Annotated in this window: 16 protein-coding genes; 9 read left to right on the top strand and 7 right to left on the bottom strand. The window is 53.8% G+C overall.

Annotation, left to right across the window (positions count from 1 at the left end; translation table 11 throughout):
* The first annotated feature begins 94 nt into the window (after nucleotides 1-94).
* The 4 genes from thrS to nspC all read left to right on the top strand — a co-directional run bounded on the left by thrS (nucleotide 95) and on the right by nspC (nucleotide 6277).
* The gene (gene thrS / locus G0Q06_RS09750) at nucleotides 95-1936 is read left to right on the top strand and encodes a threonine--tRNA ligase (protein WP_163965130.1); all 1842 of its coding nucleotides are present in this window, start codon (nucleotides 95-97) and stop codon (nucleotides 1934-1936) included.
* Complete coding sequence (gene speA / locus G0Q06_RS09745; RefSeq protein WP_163965127.1) at nucleotides 1937-3868, top strand: biosynthetic arginine decarboxylase; 1932 nt, start codon at nucleotides 1937-1939, stop codon at nucleotides 3866-3868. It abuts the gene before it with no gap.
* A gap of 97 nt (nucleotides 3869-3965) precedes the next feature.
* Complete coding sequence (locus G0Q06_RS09740) at nucleotides 3966-5144, top strand: saccharopine dehydrogenase family protein (RefSeq protein WP_163965124.1); 1179 nt, start codon at nucleotides 3966-3968, stop codon at nucleotides 5142-5144.
* Nucleotides 5123-6277, top strand: coding sequence for a carboxynorspermidine decarboxylase (gene nspC / locus G0Q06_RS09735; RefSeq protein WP_163965121.1), 1155 nt, complete (start codon nucleotides 5123-5125; stop codon nucleotides 6275-6277). Before G0Q06_RS09740 ends, nspC begins: the two co-directional genes overlap by 22 nt.
* Nucleotides 6278-6286: 9 nt before the next feature.
* Here nspC and G0Q06_RS09730 read toward each other — a convergent pair whose 3' ends face one another.
* The 4 genes from G0Q06_RS09730 to pspF are packed head-to-tail and all read right to left on the bottom strand — an operon-like array spanning nucleotide 6287 to nucleotide 10629.
* Nucleotides 6287-7138 (bottom strand): aldehyde dehydrogenase family protein, encoded by an 852-nt coding sequence (locus G0Q06_RS09730; protein WP_163965119.1) that lies wholly within the window; start codon nucleotides 7136-7138, stop codon nucleotides 6287-6289.
* A gap of 32 nt (nucleotides 7139-7170) precedes the next feature.
* Nucleotides 7171-8622 carry an aldehyde dehydrogenase family protein gene (locus tag G0Q06_RS09725; protein WP_163965116.1) on the bottom strand — a complete coding sequence of 484 codons (1452 nt, stop codon included), beginning with the start codon at nucleotides 8620-8622 and terminating at the stop codon, nucleotides 7171-7173.
* A 56-nt stretch (nucleotides 8623-8678) separates the two neighbouring features.
* Nucleotides 8679-9578 (bottom strand): deoxyribose-phosphate aldolase, encoded by a 900-nt coding sequence (deoC, locus tag G0Q06_RS09720; protein WP_163965112.1) that lies wholly within the window; start codon nucleotides 9576-9578, stop codon nucleotides 8679-8681.
* Complete coding sequence (pspF, locus tag G0Q06_RS09715; protein WP_163965110.1) at nucleotides 9565-10629, bottom strand: phage shock protein operon transcriptional activator; 1065 nt, start codon at nucleotides 10627-10629, stop codon at nucleotides 9565-9567. Before pspF ends, deoC begins: the two co-directional genes overlap by 14 nt.
* A gap of 217 nt (nucleotides 10630-10846) precedes the next feature.
* Between pspF and pspA the strand changes: the two genes are divergently transcribed.
* The 4 genes from pspA (at nucleotide 10847) to G0Q06_RS09695 (ending at nucleotide 13416) form a co-directional block, all read left to right on the top strand.
* Nucleotides 10847-11518, top strand: coding sequence for a phage shock protein PspA (pspA, locus tag G0Q06_RS09710; protein WP_163965107.1), 672 nt, complete (start codon nucleotides 10847-10849; stop codon nucleotides 11516-11518).
* Between the two features lie 55 nt (nucleotides 11519-11573).
* The gene (locus G0Q06_RS09705; protein WP_163965104.1) at nucleotides 11574-11831 is read left to right on the top strand and encodes a hypothetical protein; all 258 of its coding nucleotides are present in this window, start codon (nucleotides 11574-11576) and stop codon (nucleotides 11829-11831) included.
* Nucleotides 11832-11843: 12 nt separating this feature from the next.
* Entirely contained in the window at nucleotides 11844-12230 is a 387-nt protein-coding gene (gene pspC / locus G0Q06_RS09700) for an envelope stress response membrane protein PspC (RefSeq protein WP_163965101.1), read from the top strand.
* Between the two features lie 91 nt (nucleotides 12231-12321).
* Nucleotides 12322-13416 (top strand): ATP-binding protein, encoded by a 1095-nt coding sequence (locus tag G0Q06_RS09695; protein WP_163965099.1) that lies wholly within the window; start codon nucleotides 12322-12324, stop codon nucleotides 13414-13416.
* A 20-nt stretch (nucleotides 13417-13436) separates the two neighbouring features.
* Here G0Q06_RS09695 and G0Q06_RS09690 read toward each other — a convergent pair whose 3' ends face one another.
* Entirely contained in the window at nucleotides 13437-18542 is a 5106-nt protein-coding gene (locus G0Q06_RS09690) for a hypothetical protein (protein ID WP_163965096.1), read from the bottom strand.
* 129 nt (nucleotides 18543-18671) lie between these two features.
* Here G0Q06_RS09690 and G0Q06_RS09685 point away from each other — a divergent pair, with 129 nt between their 5' ends.
* Nucleotides 18672-19139 carry a transcription elongation factor GreAB gene (locus tag G0Q06_RS09685; RefSeq protein WP_163965094.1) on the top strand — a complete coding sequence of 156 codons (468 nt, stop codon included), beginning with the start codon at nucleotides 18672-18674 and terminating at the stop codon, nucleotides 19137-19139.
* A 42-nt stretch (nucleotides 19140-19181) separates the two neighbouring features.
* Here G0Q06_RS09685 and G0Q06_RS09680 read toward each other — a convergent pair whose 3' ends face one another.
* Both G0Q06_RS09680 and G0Q06_RS09675 read right to left on the bottom strand, forming a co-directional pair.
* The gene (locus tag G0Q06_RS09680; protein WP_163965092.1) at nucleotides 19182-19478 is read right to left on the bottom strand and encodes a hypothetical protein; all 297 of its coding nucleotides are present in this window, start codon (nucleotides 19476-19478) and stop codon (nucleotides 19182-19184) included.
* Nucleotides 19459-19737: a BrnT family toxin gene (locus G0Q06_RS09675; RefSeq protein ID WP_163965090.1), complete on the bottom strand. Its 279-nt coding sequence runs from the start codon at nucleotides 19735-19737 to the stop codon at nucleotides 19459-19461. The genes G0Q06_RS09680 and G0Q06_RS09675 overlap by 20 nt, the downstream gene beginning before the upstream one ends.
* Between the last annotated feature and the right edge of the window lie 34 nt (nucleotides 19738-19771).

Here is a 19771-nt window from a genome sequence, read left to right as displayed (position 1 = left end):
GGTTTTTTGCAAGGGCTCGCCCCATCCTTGACTCTAGGGCTCGAAAAGCTCTTAACGGAAGCTTTGCAATCCAGACCTGTTCCCCCAATTTAACATGAAAGAAATGACACCACTTGAGGAAATCCGTCACTCGGCTTCACACGTTCTGGCTACCGCGGTCCTGCGCCTGTTTCCAGAGGCCAAGCTCGATATTGGCCCGCCGACCGATTCGGGATTTTACTATGATTTCGACCTCGACCATGCATTCACCGGGGAGGATCTGGAGAAGATCGAGGGAGAGATGGTAAAGGTCATTAAGGAGAACCAGCGTTTTGAGCGCTTCGAGACCACCCGCGAGGAAGCCGTGGAACTGATCAAGGAACGGGGTCAGGAAGCCTATAAACTGGGCCGCTTGGAGGACATTCCGGAGGGAGACGCCATTAGCTTCTACCGGAACGGGGAATTTGTCGACCTCTGCGCGGGGACACACGTCAACTACACCAAGAAGATCAAGGCCTTCAAGCTGCTTTCCGTAGCCGGTGCCTACCATCGGGGAGACGAGAAAAACAAACAGCTTCAGCGGATTTACGGAACGGCCTACCCTTCAAAGACCGAGCTCGCCGAGCACATGGAACGGCTGGAGGAAGCCAAGAAGCGGGATCACCGCAAACTTGGCCGCGAACTCCAACTCTTCCACATTGATGAAGCCGTGGGACAAGGCCTTGTCCTTTGGACCCAGAAAGGTTCGGTGATCCGGCAGGAACTTCAGGATTTCATCGCTGAAGAGCTTCGCAAGCAGGGCTATTCCCAAGTCTTCACACCACATATTGGAAAACTGGGCCTGTATCGGACCAGCGGGCATTTCCCCTATTACAAGGAATCACAGTTTTCACCGGTCATTGAACGGGAATCCATGCAGGCCCTGTCCGACGAGGGATGCTCCTGTGCCGAGTTGAGCAACAAGGTCGATGAGGGGGAAGTCGACGGGTTTCTCCTGAAGCCGATGAATTGCCCCATGCACATCAAGATTTTTGATTCACAGCCACACAGCTACCGTGATCTTCCCGTGCGCCTGGCGGAATTCGGGACTGTCTATCGTTGGGAGCAGTCCGGCGAGCTGAGCGGAATGACCCGAGTGCGCGGATTCACCCAGGATGATGCCCACATCTTCTGTACCGAAGATCAGGTAGAGCAGGAAATCAAGGGATGCCTCGATTTGGTCAAGACCGTCTTCTCCACGCTCGGCATGTCGGATTACCGCGTGCGCATTGGCCTCCGGGATCCGGATTCCTCAAAGTACACCGGTGATGCAGCCCTTTGGGACAAGGCTGAAGCTGCCCTGAGGCACGTCGCCAAGGGACTCGATGTCCCCTATTCTGAGGAACCCGGGGAAGCCGCCTTTTACGGGCCCAAAATTGACTTTGTTGTCAAGGATGTGATCGGTCGCGAATGGCAACTGGGTACCGTCCAAGTGGATTACAACCTGCCCAACCGATTTGACCTGAGCTACATTGGCGCCGACAACCAGGAGCACAGGCCGGTGATGATCCACCGGGCGCCATTTGGCTCCCTTGAACGCTTCACCGGCGTTCTCATTGAGCACTTTGCCGGGAACTTCCCCGTCTGGCTGGCTCCCGAGCAGGTCCGTATCCTCCCAATTACCGACGATCAAATTCCCGTCGCGAAGGAGATAGAGGCCAAATTGAAAGCGGCCAGGGTGCGTTGCTCGATTGATTCGCACTCGGACAAGTTTGGGGCCAAGATTCGGCGCGCTGAGATGGACCGGGTGCCCTACATGTTTGTTCTCGGAAAGAATGAAATCGCTGAGGGCAATGTCACAATTCGTTCACGGGCTGACAAGGCGGATGAAGGAACCCTGTCTCAAGCCGAGGCGATTGACAGGATTCTCACACGCATTGCCAACAAGGCACTCCCATCTTCAGGAGAAAAGGCATAAATGAGCAGTTTCCAGCAAATCCACAACAAGTGGACGCTTAAGGATGCCGAGGACACCTACGGCATCGACGCATGGGGCAATGGCTACTTCCATATTGATAAAAACGGGGAAGTCATCGTCACACCGAGCGGGGAAAAAGGCGGGTCCAAGGTCAGCATGATGCAAATCATGCAAGACATCCGGGAGCGCGGATGGTCGTTGCCTGTCCTGTTGCGATTTGAAGGTATCCTCTACTCGCGGATAAAGGCCATCAACGAAAGCTTTCGAAAGGCCATCAAGGAATATAAATACACGGGTGACTACCGTGGGGTATACCCGATCAAGGTTAACCAGCAGCAGCAGGTCATCGAAGAACTGAGCACCTACGGGAAGGAGTTCCATCATGGTCTTGAGGCGGGCAGTAAGCCCGAGCTGATCGCGGCCATGGCCTTTCTCAACGATCCAGAGGCCCTGCTTATCTGCAACGGCTACAAGGATGAGGAATTCATCGACCTGGGGCTCTCCGCGCGAAAGCTGGGTATCAACTGTATTTTTGTCATTGAGACCGTTCAGGAAGTTCAGCTCATCCTAAAGAGGTCCGAGAAGTTGGGAATCCGCCCGGTTCTCGGCTTACGGATGAAACTTTCCAGCAGTGGAAGCGGCCATTGGAAGGAATCCGGCGGTGACAGAAGTGTCTTTGGTCTCAACACCTACCAAGTCATGCAGGTTGTGGATGACCTCAAGGCGGAAAATGCCTTGGACTGCCTGCAGCTTCTTCATTTCCACCTCGGGTCACAGTTGCCCAATATCCGCGATATACGAAACGCGGCGACGGAGGCATGCCGGGTTTACTGTGGACTTGCGCAGGAGGGAGCCCCCATGTCGATGCTGGATCTCGGTGGCGGGCTGGCCGTCGATTACGATGGCTCACACACAAATTCAAACAGTTCATGCAACTACACGCTCGATGAGTATGCCCGCGATATGGTGGAGATCATCAAGGGCGTCGTCGATGAGGCAGAACTCAAACATCCAAGAATTATCACCGAGTCTGGAAGGGCCACCGTCGCCTACTATTCAGTCCTGCTCTTCAACATTCTCGAAGTCAGCAAATTCTCAGTTGCTGGCGACTTGCCGGAAGTGGAAGAGAACTCCCACGAGCTGACTTCCAATATTCACTACACGGCAAAGTCCATCACTGCAAAGAACCTGCAGGAATCATTTCACGACGCAATTTATTACCGGGATGAGATCCGGACCCTATTCCGACACGGACAGATCGGCATTCGCGAGCGAGCGACTGTCGAGGAAATTTTCTGGTATACGATGCTGAAGATTCGCGAAAGGATGGGAAAACTGCGCCAGCCTCCTCGTGATCTTGAGGATCTTGAGTCCGCTCTTTCCGACATTTATTACGGAAATCTGAGTGTCTTCCAATCCATCCCTGATTCTTGGGCAATTGACCAGTTGTTCCCCTTGATGCCGATCCACCGTTTGAACGAAGCCCCGACCCGGAACGGCATCATAGCCGACATCACGTGTGATTGTGATGGCAAGATTGACCGCTTTATCGACAAAACCGATGTGAGCCCTACGCTCCCCCTGCACGAACTGAAAGATGGGGAAGATTACATTCTGGGAGCCTTTCTGGTTGGCGCCTATCAGGAGACCCTTGGCGACCTGCACAACCTTTTTGGTGACACGAATGTTGTCGGGATACGATTTGATGAGGACGGAGAGCTCGAGTATTTCCATGAACTGGAAGGAGATACTGTCGCGGATGTTCTCGAATATGTTGAATATGATCCAAAGGATCTCGTTCGCCGCTTTCGAGAAATGGCGGAGAGAGCCGTCAAGAAACAGGTCATTTCAGGCCCTGAGCGGAAATCCATCATGGCCCTCTACCAGGAAGGCCTGCGCGGATATACTTATCACGAACCCGAAAACGCATAGAGACTACGAATGGCACGAATCAAAACAAATTCAAAGTTGATGCATGAATTGGTGTGATTCGTGCCATTCGTAGTTAAAAAACTGAACGATTAGACCTATGAAACACGTACTCATCATCGGAGCTGGCGGTGTCGGCAGCGTTGTTACCCACAAGTGCGCCCAAGCCAGGGACATCTTTTCAAAGATCACGCTGGCCAGCCGGAGGGAGGAAAAGTGCAAGGCCATTGCTGCGCAAATAGATTACCCGATTGAAACGGCCCAGGTGGATGCAGACAACGTGGAGGAGACTGTCGCCCTCTTGAAGCGGATCAAACCGGACCTCGTTCTCAATGTTGCCCTTCCCTACCAGGACCTTCCCTTGATGGATGCCTGCCTTGAGGCGGGTATCGACTATCTGGATACAGCCAATTATGAACCTCCGGAAACCGCCAAGTTCGAATATTCATGGCAATGGGCTTATCAGGACCGTTTCAAGAAAAAGGGATTGATGGCCCTCTTAGGCAGCGGGTTTGATCCCGGTGTGACCAATGTGTTCACAGCATGGATCGCCAAGCATGAACTTGATGAGATCCACGAGCTCGATATCATTGATGCCAACGCAGGAGACCATGGCCAACCTTTCGCGACAAATTTCAACCCGGAGATCAACATTCGTGAAGTGACCGCCAAGGGTCGCTTCTGGGAAAATGGTGACTGGCAGGAAACCGATCCGTTGAGCGTCAACAAGTCTTTCGATTTTCCGGCAGGCATTGGGCCAAAACAGATTTATCTCATGTATCACGAGGAGCTGGAATCACTCGTGAAGAACTTCCCCTCGATCCAGCGAGCCCGTTTTTGGATGACCTTCTCGGACAATTACCTCAAGCACCTTGAAGTGTTACAGAATGTCGGCATGACACGTATCGATCCGGTCATGTTTGAAGGAAAGGAAATTATTCCCCTCCAATTCCTGAAGGCACTCCTCCCCGACCCTGCTTCACTTGGTCCCCTGACGAAGGGAAAGACCTGTATCGGATGTGTTGCCAAGGGAACCAAGGATGGCAAGGAGAAGACAGTGTACGTCTACAACATCTGCGATCATGAAGCGTGCTACAAGGAAGTTAAGTCACAGGCTATTTCCTATACGACCGGTGTTCCGGCAATGATCGGGGCATTGATGATGCTGACCGGCACCTGGCGCGGAGAAGGAGTTTTCAATATGGAGGAGTTTGATCCGGATCCATTCATGGACGCACTCAACAAATATGGCCTTCCATGGAACGTGACCACATTGTAAGTATCCTGCGTCAAAGCCCGAGTCCGGCCTATGTCGTTCATCTCGGGCAACTGGAGAAAAACCTGAAGATTCTCCAGGAGGTCCAGGAGCAAAGCGGGGCCACCATTCTGCTCGCCCTGAAGGGCTTTGCCATGTTCGGGGTTTTCCCGCTTGTCCGGCAATACCTCAGCGGGATTTGCGCAAGCGGGCCGCAGGAGGCTCGACTGGGCGCTGAGGAGTTTGGCGGACAGGTTCATACATTCGCCCCGGCCTTCAGTCAGGCCGACTTGGAGGAGTGCCTGAAGCATAGCCATCATATTGTCTTTAATTCATTTTCCCAGTGGAGGAAATTCCGACCGCTTATCAATCAATCCGGAAAACCTGTTTCGGTTGGTCTACGCGTCAATCCAGAGGTCAGTACCGGAGCCGTCGCTCTCTACGATCCGTGCGCCCCTAATTCGCGTCTCGGTATCCTCCGCAGCGAGTTTGATGGACAGTCCATGGAAGGCATTGAAGGGCTCCACTTCCATACACTCTGCGAACAGAACAGCGATGCGCTGGAAGCAACCCTTGAAGGGTTTGAAAGGAAATTCGGTGAATTCCTTCCCGGGCTCAAGTGGGTCAATTTCGGAGGGGGGCACCACATTACACGGGAAGATTATGACCGCGACCTGCTGGTTCGCCTGATCCGTCACTTCCGGGAAACATACGACCTGAAGGTTTTTCTCGAACCGGGGGAAGCCGTCGCCCTCAACACGGGACTGCTCGTCACAGAGGTCATGGATATCCTTCCCAGAAAAAAGCACATCGCCATTCTGGACACTTCCGTCACCGCCCACATGCCCGATGTATTGGAAATGCCATACCGGCCGGGAATCATCGATGGATTTGAGCCAGGCGAAAAAGCTTATACTTACCAACTTGGCGGTATGACATGCCTCGCCGGGGATGTCATCGGGGACTGGTCTTTTGAAGTTCCATTGAAGCCCGGGGACCGCCTCGCTTTCACCGACATGGCCCATTACACAATGGTCAAGAATACCACCTTCAATGGGATAAAGCTCCCTGATATCGCGGTATACGATCCGCAGTCCGACAGCTTGGAAGTCCTCCGCAAGTTTGGCTACGAGGATTACCGGAACCGGTTGGGATAAAGATCTGGATCAAACTCCAACAGGGTGCCAGGTAGTCTTCATTTCAAGAAAATCCTGGATCGCATATGGAGAACCTTCCGGAATGCCAGCCGCTTCAAAGCGCAAGCGCTTGAGTGAATCCGATGCGGCCTCCTGAATTGACTTTTCCAATTCCGCCTCGAGTCCTACGCCTAGAATCCCGTCAACTGAACGATGGCTGGAAACTGTCGAGGACAAGTCAGATACCGGACCGGTGAGAATGTTAAGCACGCCCGCAGGCAGGTCGCTGGTTTGCCAGACCTCACCCATCGTGGAAGCCGTCAGCGGGATTGTGTTCCCGGAAACAAGGATTGCTGAATTACCACCGGCAAGAACTCGTCCAACCGCCTCGGTTAATTCAGAAAACCCGACTCCCTCACCCAACAGAATGGCAATCACCCCTGTTGGCTCCGGCACGGTGAAGCAAAAATGCGGGCTCGCCACGGGATTAACCGAGGAAAACAGCTGCACCGCCTTATCCGTCCACCCGGCATAATAAATCAGCCGGTCGATCGAGGACTGCACCTCTTTCCTGGCTGCTGATTTACTCAATCCTTGTAGCTGTAATTCCTCTACAAACTGGGCGGATCTTCCTTCGAGCATTTCAGCTGCGCGGTATAGAATTTGGCCACGGAGATAGGGGGTTGCCTTTTTCCATGCCTTCGCACCGCTTGCAGCCGCCAGAACAGCATCCCGGAAATCCTTCCGGCTGGCCTTGCAACAGGAAGCAATGACATTTCCCTTGCGATCCTTGACCGCCAAGGTGGCCCCGCTTTCAGAGCGGGGAAATTTCCCGCCCACATAGAGTTTGTAAGTCTTTTTAACCGAAATTCGCTCTGCCATAATTCAATTCCTCAAATGGTTCATCCCTGTTTCTAGCTCAACTTCACATATGAATCCAGTCCATGCATCCCGCCCTCTCGACCGAGACCACTCTCCTTGAACCCTCCAAACGGGGCGGTTGGATCAAACTTGTTGAAGGTGTTGGCCCAGAGCACTCCTGCCTGAATGTTGCTTGTCGCACTGAAGATCTTGGAGCCCTTGTCTGTCCAGACGCCTCCGCTCAGGCCATAACGGGTATTGTTGGCTTTTTCGATTGCCTCATCCGGCGTGCGGAAGGTCTGCACCGTGAGGACAGGTCCGAAGACCTCCTCCCGGACGATCCGGCTACTCTGCGGAGCGTCTTTCACAAAGGTCGGGGCACACCAGTAACCTTGCTCCGGCACCGATTGTCCTCCGTCGACAACTTCGAGACCTTCCTCCCTCGCTTCGTCCAGATAGGTCCCGATTTTCTCGAGTTGTGGGGCATTGTTGATCGCCCCAATATCCGTGTTCTTGTCGAGCGGATCACCGAGAACCAGGGTTTTCATGCGATGCTCCAGTTTCCTGTAGAAATCCTGGGCAATCCCTTCCTGCACCAGTAGCCTCGAACCCGCACAGCAGACATGGCCCTGATTGAAGAAGATCCCGTTCACGACGCCTTCGACAGCTTGGTCAATTGCTGCGTCTTCAAAAACGATATGGGCGGCCTTCCCGCCAAGCTCCAGCGTGTAGGGTTTTCCCGTTCCCGCCAATGAAGATTGTATCGATTTACCCACGACAGTAGATCCGGTAAAAGCGACCTTATCAACATCAGGATGCTCAACCAGGGCCTTCCCGGCCGCGGAACCGCCCGTGACAAAATTCACAACTCCCGGAGGGAAATCCGCCTCCGCGACCAACTCAGCAAGCTTTAATGCCGTGAGCGGGGTGTATTCAGCCGGCTTGAGGACAACGGTATTCCCGCATGCCACCGCCGGGGCAATTTTCCATGCCGCCATCAACAGGGGAAAGTTCCAGGGAATGATCTGTCCAGCCACCCCGTGTGGACTCACCCGTCGATTTGGGAAAGCATAAGCCAGTTTATCGGCCCAGCCGGCATAGTAGAAAAAGTAAGCTGCAACGAGCGGGATATCAATGTCACGAGACTCCCGGATTGGCTTTCCTCCATCCATGGACTCAAGAACTGCCAACTCGCGGGAATGTTCCTGAATCAGGCGAGCCAAGCGGTAGAGATATTTACCCCGCTCCGCCGGAATCAATTTTGACCAGGTCTTATCGTAGGCGCGTCTGGCTGCGCGCACTGCTTTATCAACATCCGCCACGGAGCCCTCAGCAATTCGGGAAAGGACTTTCCCGCTTGACGGATTGATCGTCTCGCGGGTCGCCCCGTCCTCCGAGTCAATAAACTGGTTATCGATAAAGTGCCCGTAAGAGTCGCGAATCCCGACCGGCGTTGACTCAGGTGCCGGTGCATAAGGCTCATTGATGAATGGGTTGTCGCTCATAGAATATCTTTCTCTTAAATTATCCCTGGTTCCAGATTCCCTTCCAGGACTGCAGTTTAATCCTTGGTGAAGTCCTCAGAATTTGAATACATTCCCTGTTTCTGTTTCCGGACCTGCATGAGGATATCATTTGCCAGGCTGCTTGCCCCGAAGCGGAACAGATCGGGCGTCAGCCATTCCGGCCCGAGCGTTTCACGCAGCATGACAAGGTAATGCACGGCCTGCTTTGCAGTACGGATACCACCCGCTGGTTTCATCCCGATCTTTTTGCCCGTGCGCCAATAAAAGTCCCGAATAGCCTCAAGCATGACAAGGGTCACTTCCATGTTTGCCGCCTGCCCTATTTTCCCGGTGCTGGTCTTGATAAAATCCGCACCGGCTTCCATGGCAATGTCGCTGGCCAACCGGATCCGGTCGAGTGTGCCCAGCTCACCCGTTTCGAGGATGACCTTCAGGTGAGCCTCGCCACAAGCTTCCTTGAAGGCAGCCACTTCACTTGAAAGGCGGTCGTTGTCTCCGGCAAGAAAAGCGCCACGGCTGATGACCATGTCGATTTCGTCAGCACCTTGCTCGACACAATACCTGACCTCCTCAAGCCGCAGCTCCATCGGCGCATGGCCGCTGGGAAAGGCCGTCGCCACACTGGCCAGATGAACACCCGTCCCCTTGAGGACTTCATACGCCGCGGGAACCATCGTGGGATACACGCAAATCGCGGCCACCCGCGGGAGAGTGGGATCTGAAGGATCAGGCAACAATGCCTTGCGACACAATTGGCGTACCTTACCCGGGGTATCCGACCCCTCGAGAGTGGTCAGGTCCACCATCGACAAGGCCAACTTCAATGCCCCCATCTTGCTCTCTTTTTTAATGCTTCTGGACTGAAAGCGCTTCGTTCGCTCAGCCACTCCGACTGCATCAATCGGCACTTTTAACTGGATTTCACTTCTGGGCATTCGATTCCTTGTCTATTACGTCTCTGTGCTTCCTGAATAATCCCCGAAACTGGTGATAGGTCAAGCCGAGTAGCTTGGCCGCCTCCCCCTGGTGGAACTTTGCCGATTCAAGGGCCGCCTTGAGGGCCGTGACCTCAAGCTCACGCACCATCTCCTCAAGTGAACTCTCCCCGGGAATGAATTGCACCGCCGAGCTCTCCGTACCGCCGTTCTCCTGTCCATCTGATTCAATTTCCAATGGCCCTTTGGCGAAGGGGTTGTCGAAGGGATCAAAATTCACTGAATCGATACTCACCCCGTCACTCGCATAGACAGCCCTCTCGACTACATTCTTCAGCTCGCGGATGTTACCGGGCCACCTGTATGTGTGGAGTGAGTCCATAGCATTGTCTGAAAATTCCGGGGTTTCTCTCCAACCCAGTTCCATTGCCATGCGCGTTGCAAAATTACGGGCAAGCAATTCGATATCTTCCCGACGCTCTCGAAGAGGTGGTAAAAAAAGGACTTCAAAACTCAGGCGGTCCAGCAGGTCACGCTTGAACTTACCCTGTGAGGCCAAACCGGGTAAATCGGCATTCGTCGCCCCGATGATCCGCACATCCACGCGCACAGGGTGACTCCCTCCAACGCGCTCAAACTGGCGGTACTCCACTACACGAAGGATTTTCTCCTGAATTGTCACGGGGACCAAGCCTACCTCATCGAGAAAAAGAGTCCCTTCGTTGGCCGCCTCAAATCGTCCCAGTCGCTGCTTTGCAGCTCCGGTAAAGGCCCCTGCCTCATGCCCGAACAATTCCGACTCGAGCACTGTCGGGGACAAGGCAGCGCAATTCAGCGCCACCAGCGGTCCCTGCCACCGGCGCGACAGGTAATGCAAGCGTGAAACGGCCAATTCCTTTCCCGTTCCCCGCTCGCCCACGATCAATACCGGCCGGTCCACTTGCGCAACGCGTGAAAGGCGTTCTTGAAAGTCAACAAATGCCTCGGACTCCCCGAGTGCCTCCATCTTGCCCACACTTCCCTCGAAAGGGCCCTCTGTATTGCTTCGCATCCTTGGTATATCTCACCAGAAGTTGGTCGGGTCCACTAAAATCGTATTGTGGATAATTTACCTGTCCCTATTAATATATTCTTAAATCATTGTTTATCTACTGTTTAGGATTTCACTCTAAAAAGTTGGCACGCTTAATGATTAAGCAATGGCAGTCAATTTAGACATAACGCCTAAAACCTTAATCACATAACATCGAAAATAGAGGAAACAAATCATGGGAATCTTCTCACGCTTCAGAGATATAATTAACTCCAACCTTAACGCCATGTTGGAAAAGGCGGAGGATCCGGAAAAGCTGATCAAGCTGATGATCCAGGAAATGGAGGACACACTGGTCGAGCTGAAGGCTTCCTGCGCGGGGGCCATGGCCAACCGGACCCGGGTCAGCCGGGCTCACGAAGCCGCGGCCGGGAATGTCGATAAATGGGAAAAGAAGGCTCGCCTGGCGATTGAAAAGGGACGCGAGGATCTTGCCCGGGAGGCGCTTCTGGAAAAGCGTGCCTGCCAGGAAGAGGCCACCAACCGGGAAAAGGAAGTCGAGCACTTCGACAACCTGATCACCCAATACCAGAAGGATATCCAGCAGTTGGAAGACAAGCTGGAGACCGCCCGCAACAAGCACCGGATCCTCGTCCAGCGCCACATTCATGCCGGGCACCGCAAAACCGCCCAGAGCAAGATTCGCCATGCGGACAGTTCTGATGCCTTTGTTCGCTTTGAGCAGTTTGAAAGCCGGATTGACCGGATGGAGGCTGACGCCGACCTGATCAATTACCGGGGCTCCAACCTTGAGGATGAATTCAGCAAGATGGAAACGGATGAACTGATTGAAAAGGAACTCGAATCGATGAAGGAATCGATGAAGGAAAAAGGAGACAACGCCTAAGGAGCTTGCTCCAACGGCTTAATGCTCACACCATAATTTCCAACCAAATCCAGTCATGCCACCAGAATTCCTAGTTCCCGTTCTCATCGTTTTCATCGTCGTCGGTTTGCCCATTATGAGTGGCACCCTCATCAAACTGGCAAGAATCATGAAAGGGGATCACGGCGGTAACAGCGACCCAAAAGCAAAGTCTGGATCGAGCCGCGAAGAAGCGGAAATCATGCAGGAAATCCACAAAACCCTCTCGCGCCTCGAAAAACGCATCGATTCACTGGAAACGATCGTCCTCGATAACCCACAATCAAAATCCTAAACTTTCATGCACATGCCTAACTATTCACAAAGTTCACGAACACTATACCGCTCCCGCCAGGGTTGGATCTTCGGGGTCTGCCAAGGGCTCGCCGAATATGGTGACATCCCCGTCTTCTGGGTCCGCATCGCCACCTTTCTCGCCTGCCTCTTTACGGGCTTCTGGCCAATGGTCCTCATCTATATCGTGGCCGCCATCTTCCTGAAGCCGGCCCCGGTGATTGAATTCACAAGCGACGAGGACTGGGATTTCTACCAGGCTTACACCGCTGACCGCAAAAGGGCCCTGATGCGGTTGCGTAAACGCTGTGAAGTTCTCGACCGCCGGACCCGCCGTATGGAGAATGTGGTCACCAACCGAGAATTCAACTGGGACCGCCGCTTTCAGTCCGGCACCTGATTTTTCCCTCGACGGTTGATAGAAGCCTGATTTAAACAATAACCGATACGGTGTATAAAGCGCTGTATCGGTTTTTTTATTGAGCAGGGCCATGGAGTTACAAGCACACCCGTTTTTCAAACAGATGGACAAGGAGAGTGTCGAGTCGTTGACGCGCTCCGCCCTCATTCAAAAGTTGCCCCGCGGGACAGTGATTTTCGAGGAGAATGACATCTCTGATTCGCTCTACCTGATTCTGGAAGGCACCATCGGATTCGGGAAAAAGGTGCGCAACCGTGGCCATATTGGCATTAGCCAGAGCCAGAAAGGCGAGTTTTTCGGCGAAATCGGTGTCCTGACAAACGATCGGCGCGCCCTTCGTGCCGAGGCCAAGACCGATTGTAGCATCGCCTGTATCCCGGGCGCCTCGGTGGTCAATTACCTGCGAAAAATGCCGGGCCCCGTGCAGGGACTCCTGCAGTCGATTATTGCACACCTGAAGGGCACCACCCGGCAGTTTATCGATGACCGCGTACACCAGGAGAAGATGGCCCTGATCGGAAACATGACGAACACGATCATCCATGATTTCAAAAACCCGTTTTGCCTGATCAGCCTGAGCGCACAGTTGCTAAGGCAGCGTCACCGCGACGACGAATCCATGAAGCTCTGCCAGAATATCGAAAAGCAGGTGGACCGGATGGTCAGCATGGTGACAGAGCTGGCCGAATATTCACGCGGGGAGCACAGCATCGTCAAAGCCAAGATTCGCTTGAAGGAGCTATTCGACGAATTCCGCTCCTTGAACAACCCCTACTTCGACTCAACGAAGGTGGAAGTTTCCATCGATGTACCGGACGCGGTTATTCTGGGAGCCAAGGCCAAGCTTTTCCGAGTCCTGCAAAACCTCATTGGGAATGCCATTGAAGCTTTTGAGGATAAAGAAGGGCTGGTTAAGATTACCGGGGCCGTGGTTCATTCGGAGAACCAGGTACAGATTTTCATTGAGGATAATGCGGGAGGGATCCCGGAGTCCATTCGGGACCGCCTCTTTGAGCCCTTTGTCTCGCATGGCAAACGGGAAGGCACTGGTTTGGGGACCGCTATCGCCCGTTCGATTATTGAGGCACACGGAGGCTTCCTGACTTTCCGGACCGAAACCGGCCGCGGAACGATCTTCACGATCACACTCCCGCTCGGAAAGTAATTCGCCCGATCCGGGGATCATTAATACTTCGGCGGAAATATCTGAATTTGCCGGGCACCAAGGAGCTCGAAAGTTTCCCCTGTGCGCGGGTTGATCACCCGGCATTCCGGCCAGTCGAAGGTACCTGCCCATAGAGCTCGGTAAGACAAGCTAAACAAGTGCCGCCCGGCTGGAAGTGGCCCGATGGAAAGAGTCTGTGTGCGGGAGGGCTGAGATTCACGAAGAAGTTTTGCAATCGGCAAATCCAGCGACTCGGTTTCGGGGAGGGCCTCCCAAACATGGCCGATACTGTCGGCACTGAGTTGCATGCCACCCGGAACGGGAAAGACAAGACGGGTCAATGCCTGCGGCTCGGAAAGATCAATTGAAAAGGCAATCCGAAGAGTGTCCCCCACATGGATTCCGCTTAATTCCTCATCCAGCTCGACAGAGCGAATCCGTGTCCCTTGTAAAAGCGTATTTTCATAAAACTCCCTGGAGAACTGCCTCGATCCTGTTTCCATGGACCGTAGTACCGGTTCCTTTTCCGAAGAGTGGCCAATAGCGGCCACAAGGACAGGGCTCAGCGCAGAATTCATATCCAAGTTAAAGTTGGCCTGCCCGTCCATAAGCTCTCCCGGCTCGAATGGGGTTTTTAGAATTGGCTCGCCCCCGATATCCGGATTCAGGGATAGCTTGCCCTCAAATCCACTCGGAAGGCTGACGGATACTTCCCCGTCGGCAAAGAAATCACCATTCCAGTAATAGGCCACAAGCAGGTTAAGGAAGCCAGCCAACTGCTCCCAGCTCGGGGCAGGCCCTCTTTCAGAAATGGCCATAAGGGCCTGCAAAAGTCGCTCGTGGCTTCCTGATGTGTCATCCAGGGCCAGGTAAACGAGACTGGCAGGCCAGAAGCGCAGACCCTTCAACCGACGATTGACCAGCTCGGTCGTTAATAGGGCAACCTCCTGCTTGAATTGATACGCCTTCGCAACCTGCAGGAGAATGGCCACATGAGCATCAGACAATTCATTCTGCTGGTGGAGATAATCAAGAAAGGTTCTGGCCTGAATCCTTGAAGGGCGGACGTCATCCGAGTGGAAAGCTGGCATGGCAAGCGCGCGAAGGGCAAACAAGCGGCTCTCCAAGTCAACGGATTCATCGATCAACACGGTTTCCAGATACTCGTGGCCCCGCTCAAGGACCGCCTGATACGCGGGTTCCTCAACTTCCGGGAACAGCCCCAAGGTCCATGTAATACACGCGCTCAACCAGGGATCAGGCTTGCCATCCGGGAACCAGCCCCACCCTCCTGATTCAAGTTGCTGCTCCTCGAGAATAACGGCGAGGGCCTCATCACTGATTGAGAGTGCGTCCAACGACAATTCTCCATGATGAAGGAGCACATGCTCCATTGCCCACTCGCATAGCTTGGTCAACAACTCGTCCGAGGGATCCTGAATGCTGCCAATTGCAGGCCAAATCTCCGGTAAGAGCGCTCCAATCCCGGGAGCAACGATTAGGTCTGCATCGGACCATCCCGGCAATTCAAAGGAACTCTCAATCACCAAGCCATCGGGCGGAAAAAGTTTAAAGGCAAAGACATCTCTCGGAAGGGACTGAATGACTTCAAGCGAATGGACCGCTTCGCTGGAAAGGCCCGGCCCATCGACCTGGATATCCAAGCTGTCAACCCCCACCCCGGTGGCCAGGATTTCCAACTGCACCTTGTCCGTTTTGCCCGCATTTAAAGCAATTTTGGGAGCCCCCAGCGGAGTAGCTTGGATGACATCCGAAGCAAGAGCTTTCAGTTCCAGGGTGACTGCTCGCTCCGTTGTGTTCTGAAGCGTAAGCGGGAGCATGGACCGGTCACCAAGACGGAGGATCTCCGGGCCATTAATGCTGCTTCGAATAGGAAGCTCCGTCGAAATCAGCCATGATTCGACTTTTAAATCATGGTGGCCGACGGCGCTCAAGAGAGTGAGGTTCCATCGACCAGCGGTTGAAGGGAAGTTACCGCTGATTTCAAATTCACCGGTTCCCTCAACCTCCCTGACCTGTTTGAAAGGTCCGAGGGGCTTAAGGGTAATGGGAAAACGGTTTACTTCGGGAAAAACACTTAAGAACAGATCCGGATCTCCCAGAGAACTGGCAATGGAATCCTCCTTGGAAGACTCGCTTGAAGACTCCAGCTCAAACGGGTTAGCGAAAGGAAGCCAACGGCTTGAAAAAGTTGCTGCAGTCTGGGGATGGTGGTGGTCTGAAGACTGCCGGTCTTTTTGCCAGCGCAGACGCGCAGGGGAAAGGGAATTGGAATTGTCAGTGTAAAAGCCCCACAAGGACGGGCCTTTGCTCGGGATCTCGTCCCCAAGGACCCTCCAGCTGAATTCAACACCCGGATTCAGCCCAAAGAGACTTTCTGTGGAAAGCACCCAATCCTCGTGTGATTTCGCAACGGCCGTTCCAGAAAGAAAGTTGGTCTGCCGGTCTCCGACAATCAGTGCCCGGACAGCAGAAAGCCCGCAGTCCTCAGGCTGTTCCAATTCGAGGTACAAAGCCGGATGATCTGGCTTGGTGACTTTTGTGAAAGTCGTTCCATCTTCTCGCTCAAGGTCCATCAGCACAACTGCATTGGACCGGTCAAGCAGGATAAGGATCTGGAGAAAACCGTCTGGACCACTCTCCATGACCAAACGGGGTTGCTCGCTGCGAAAGGTCCGGAGGTCACCTGAATCGGGCACTACCCAAAGTTCAAGCGGCCCCTCGGGGTAGCTTGCCACTGTGTCAACCTCGCGACCGGAGAACTCAATATTGTAGTAGCCGGATTGTTCAAGTTGCACGGCAACTGTGTTTATCCCGTCACTGATTTCAACCGGTATCCGCTGCATCTCCTCCCGGATAAACCCTTCCTCCAAAAGGCGGTAATCCGTCTTGGCGGCCCCAAGAAGTGACCGGTCAGGAAGGGCCTGGTATTCGCTCTCCGACAAGGGGGTCCCACGTCTGCGATGAATGTAGCGATTTTGCCATGTCTCACGATAGACAACAAGATCGCCCTCTGTAGATCGCCTGTCGGATTGATCAGGGTTTTTCTGGACAAGGGAAATGACTGGCGCGGTCCCCGCATCAACAATCTGTTCGCTCAAGCTCAGCTCGACCAGACGACGGTAAGGGACCAATCCAATAACAGCTTCGGCAAGTGGTTCGGCACTATCGAGAGGCAGAACTTCAATTTTCAAAGGTTGAATCATCTTGCCCGAGAAAAGATCCGGCAGCTCGACAAAGTTCTCCTTTTGCGAGCGGGCATCAAAAGGGAGGATGCTCTCGTAAAGCAAATCCGGTAAGGGCTGGAGTGATTCCTGCCTTTGAAGAACCGGATCCCGCCGGAGCTGCATGACCCGGAGACGGATAAAATCCGGCAATACAGCCTGCGTGCCAAAGACGGGGTTGATGGAAACGCCCAAGGGAGAGGAGGCATGATACAGGTTGGCTGTTCCCGAAAGCTGTTCTCCCGATACCTCCAGATCGAGCGAATACGCCCGATTCAACCGAACATGGCCCGCGAAAATGCGGATTTCGGGGGAAAGATCTACATAGATGGGGCCACCATTTGTCAGTCCTGTGGGAACTTGCAATGAGCCGCTTAGCCAACCGGGACCCTCGGCAACTGGTTCCGCTTGAATTTTGATACCGCCGGGCAAATGAAACACTGGGCCAGCCTCAAAGGCCTGCAAAATCGAAGGGTCAATCCCAAGAAGAGCCCAATGGAAGGTTCCCCCGGGCTGGATTTCAGATGGATTGGTGACAATCCAGGGAATTTGGGACTCGGGCTCGGGGAGATCCACACGGCGTAAGTGAGCCGGGTTGGGGCCCGCCATGAAATGAACTTCCTGCCAATCTTCCAAGCCTTCAGAATCGAGTTTGATGATTCCGTCCAATGTGGAAACTGCGCTTGCAAGAATGCTACCGTCCGAGGCAAGCACGGATGCAGAAGCTCCCGGAACCGGCTGCCCGGTCTCCCCATCGGAAACCCATAATAGAAGGCCACCATCCTGCCTTGGGAAAGCTCCTACCTCGAGTGGACTTATCAACAGCAGGTCATCGATTGCAATGCCCCCCCCTTCCAGGCGAATACCATACCAGCCACCGACAAGGTTCGAATCGAGTCGAATTTCCCGCTCTCTCCAGTCGTGCGTAAAACGTCCGCGAGTGGAAAAGGTCTTCTCAAAGCGGATCTGTGTCGGATCCGGATCAATGGCGAGCACTTGCCGCAACCCCTCAAGCGCACGGGGAATCCACTCCTCCCCGGCGGGCATGGCGATAAGGCTCACGGTTACCGACTCAAGATTTCGGCTCCGCATGACAAGGCGGACATCGTCACCAGGCAGAAACCGCTGGTTGAGCTTGATCTCGAGTTGCGGCTGAAGCAAGACCGACAAGGCCTCGGTCGCAGCCTCCTTGAAATAGGCCCGGGCAAAGGCCATTCCGGTGACCAACTCGAAATGGCTGACAGCCTTGGAAAGGAATACAGCCCCTTCGGAGGCAGCTCTGGCGGCATCGATACCGGCTCCCAGGCGCTGATACAATTGCCCAAGACGAAAATGGACTGCGTCCAGCGGGGGCTCATTTTCCAGAAGGATAACCGACTGCTGAAGGAGTGACTCGGCGCGCCTCAGCAAGGCAGTTGAAACTGAGGAAGACCGGATCCATGACTCTGCGACAAAAAGCAGAAAAGCGCCCTCTTCGGCATTTGTTTCGGAGAGCGAAAGCGCACGCTGCAAAAAGCTCCTCAAAGCCGGTTCATCGGGGACTTCAAGATCGGGACCTTCCGCCTTCAGGCAGACGGCCTTGATCAAGGAGACGTAGGAATCGCGGGCCTCCTGAATATCGGCAGAAGTCTCCCATTGCTCAAGAACCTCCGCAATGAGCCCCCACAATTCCTCATTTACTGGAAAATCCGCCGAGATCGCCTCCTTGAGTAGCCGTGTCTGCTCGATTAATTGACCTGAAGAGCTCAGGTCCTCCTGGGCTGAAATATCCTCCCATGACCTCAACCACTCATCGTAGGAAACCCCGAAGCAAGCAGTCGGCAGAAGGACCGGTAAACAAAACAGCAGGAAGGAGACAGATCGGGAAAGTCGTTGCATCATAGATTGAGCCATAAAACTCAACCTCCATGAAATAGCCGAAACCCCCATGGGGACAATAAAATTTCAGGAACCTTCCGCGAAACAATGTGCCGGGTTGAATTTGCGGGCATTCCAATCATATTTCTGCCCATGGACAAGCAGCTCATCCTAAAATCCATTCTGGCAGAGCTGGAGGCAGAGCTGCACCGCCAGCAAAACGCAAACCAGCAGGCAGCCGCAAACGCCACCGACGAGGAAGCACGCGCTGAATCCAAGTGGGATACTCAAGGGCTCGAGAGCTCCTATCTGGCACGCGGCTACGCCCAGCAGTTTGCCCTCTTGTCCACTCAGGCCAAATCCCTTCAAAGCCTCGAGTTGGTCTCCTATATTGACCAGCCCATTGCGGTCGGCGCCCTCGTTGAATGCGACTTTTCGGGCGAAACATCACATGTCTTTCTCCTGCCCTGCTGCGGTGGCGTCGACCTCACCCTTGATGGCGCCGAAATCACCGTCGTCACGCCCGAATCTCCGCTCGGAGCGGCCCTGCTCAGAAAACGCGCCGGCCAGCCTTTCGCCATCCCCGGTGGAGTCTCGGGGACCATCCGGCGGGTGGAATAATTGGAGAAGAGGTTCTCACTCCTTATCCCCTTGCCAATTCCCTCACAACTGTTCGAGGGCGGCCTCCACTAACTCCACTTGGGTGCGACCGGTCTGTTTTGCCTTGCGGCGAAGCTTTTCCCGCAGATCAGGCCGTATCCGAACTTCGAGCCGAACGGCCTCCTTGCGCTTGCGGCCGGCGCCGGGCCGCGCACCGCCACGCTGTCCCTTTGTCAAATCTATGAACTGGTCGATTTCATCCGAACCCGAATCGGCTATGCGGTCGAATTCCTCCAAGGATATAAACCGCTTCCCATCCAAACTCCAAACACCGCCCCTGCTACTCAACTTCTTTTTCATATGCCATTACCTCGCTACTTCGCGCCCGTCTTACACTGATTAAACGAATCTTATACCTCCGGACAGTGTAAACGGCATACCAGATCTTTCCCAATGCTGATCCTACTAGTGCAAATCTTTGTTCCTTGAAAGAATTACCCTTGAATCGCAATCGTCTCGGATCCTGCCATATTAACTGTGCCTGATTGAAGTCGATCCCGTGCTTCTCAAGATTGGATCTGGATTTCGAGGGATCATACTCAAACCGGGATGAAAGCATCGAGAAAGGATTTTGAAAAGACAAGGGTTTAATT

The sequence above is a fragment of the Oceanipulchritudo coccoides genome, assembly GCF_010500615.1.
Taxonomy (GTDB): domain Bacteria; phylum Verrucomicrobiota; class Verrucomicrobiia; order Opitutales; family Oceanipulchritudinaceae; genus Oceanipulchritudo; species Oceanipulchritudo coccoides.
This window is presented reverse-complemented; position numbering and strand designations above follow the sequence as displayed.

Excerpts from the sequence above, each read along its gene's own strand:
- thrS (WP_163965130.1), top strand. The coding sequence starts at position 95 with ATGAAAGAAATGACACCACTTGAGGAAATCCGTCACTCGGCTTCACAC.
- speA (WP_163965127.1), top strand. The coding sequence starts at position 1,937 with ATGAGCAGTTTCCAGCAAATCCACAACAAGTGGACGCTTAAGGATGCC.
- G0Q06_RS09740 (WP_163965124.1), top strand. The coding sequence starts at position 3,966 with ATGAAACACGTACTCATCATCGGAGCTGGCGGTGTCGGCAGCGTTGTT.
- nspC (WP_163965121.1), top strand. The coding sequence starts at position 5,123 with ATGGAACGTGACCACATTGTAAGTATCCTGCGTCAAAGCCCGAGTCCG.
- G0Q06_RS09730 (WP_163965119.1), bottom strand. The coding sequence starts at position 7,138 with ATGGCAGAGCGAATTTCGGTTAAAAAGACTTACAAACTCTATGTGGGC.
- G0Q06_RS09725 (WP_163965116.1), bottom strand. The coding sequence starts at position 8,622 with ATGAGCGACAACCCATTCATCAATGAGCCTTATGCACCGGCACCTGAG.
- deoC (WP_163965112.1), bottom strand. The coding sequence starts at position 9,578 with ATGCCCAGAAGTGAAATCCAGTTAAAAGTGCCGATTGATGCAGTCGGA.
- pspF (WP_163965110.1), bottom strand. The coding sequence starts at position 10,629 with ATGCGAAGCAATACAGAGGGCCCTTTCGAGGGAAGTGTGGGCAAGATG.
- pspA (WP_163965107.1), top strand. The coding sequence starts at position 10,847 with ATGGGAATCTTCTCACGCTTCAGAGATATAATTAACTCCAACCTTAAC.
- G0Q06_RS09705 (WP_163965104.1), top strand. The coding sequence starts at position 11,574 with ATGCCACCAGAATTCCTAGTTCCCGTTCTCATCGTTTTCATCGTCGTC.
- pspC (WP_163965101.1), top strand. The coding sequence starts at position 11,844 with ATGCCTAACTATTCACAAAGTTCACGAACACTATACCGCTCCCGCCAG.
- G0Q06_RS09695 (WP_163965099.1), top strand. The coding sequence starts at position 12,322 with ATGGAGTTACAAGCACACCCGTTTTTCAAACAGATGGACAAGGAGAGT.
- G0Q06_RS09690 (WP_163965096.1), bottom strand. The coding sequence starts at position 18,542 with ATGATGCAACGACTTTCCCGATCTGTCTCCTTCCTGCTGTTTTGTTTA.
- G0Q06_RS09685 (WP_163965094.1), top strand. The coding sequence starts at position 18,672 with ATGGACAAGCAGCTCATCCTAAAATCCATTCTGGCAGAGCTGGAGGCA.
- G0Q06_RS09680 (WP_163965092.1), bottom strand. The coding sequence starts at position 19,478 with ATGAAAAAGAAGTTGAGTAGCAGGGGCGGTGTTTGGAGTTTGGATGGG.
- G0Q06_RS09675 (WP_163965090.1), bottom strand. The coding sequence starts at position 19,737 with ATGCTTTCATCCCGGTTTGAGTATGATCCCTCGAAATCCAGATCCAAT.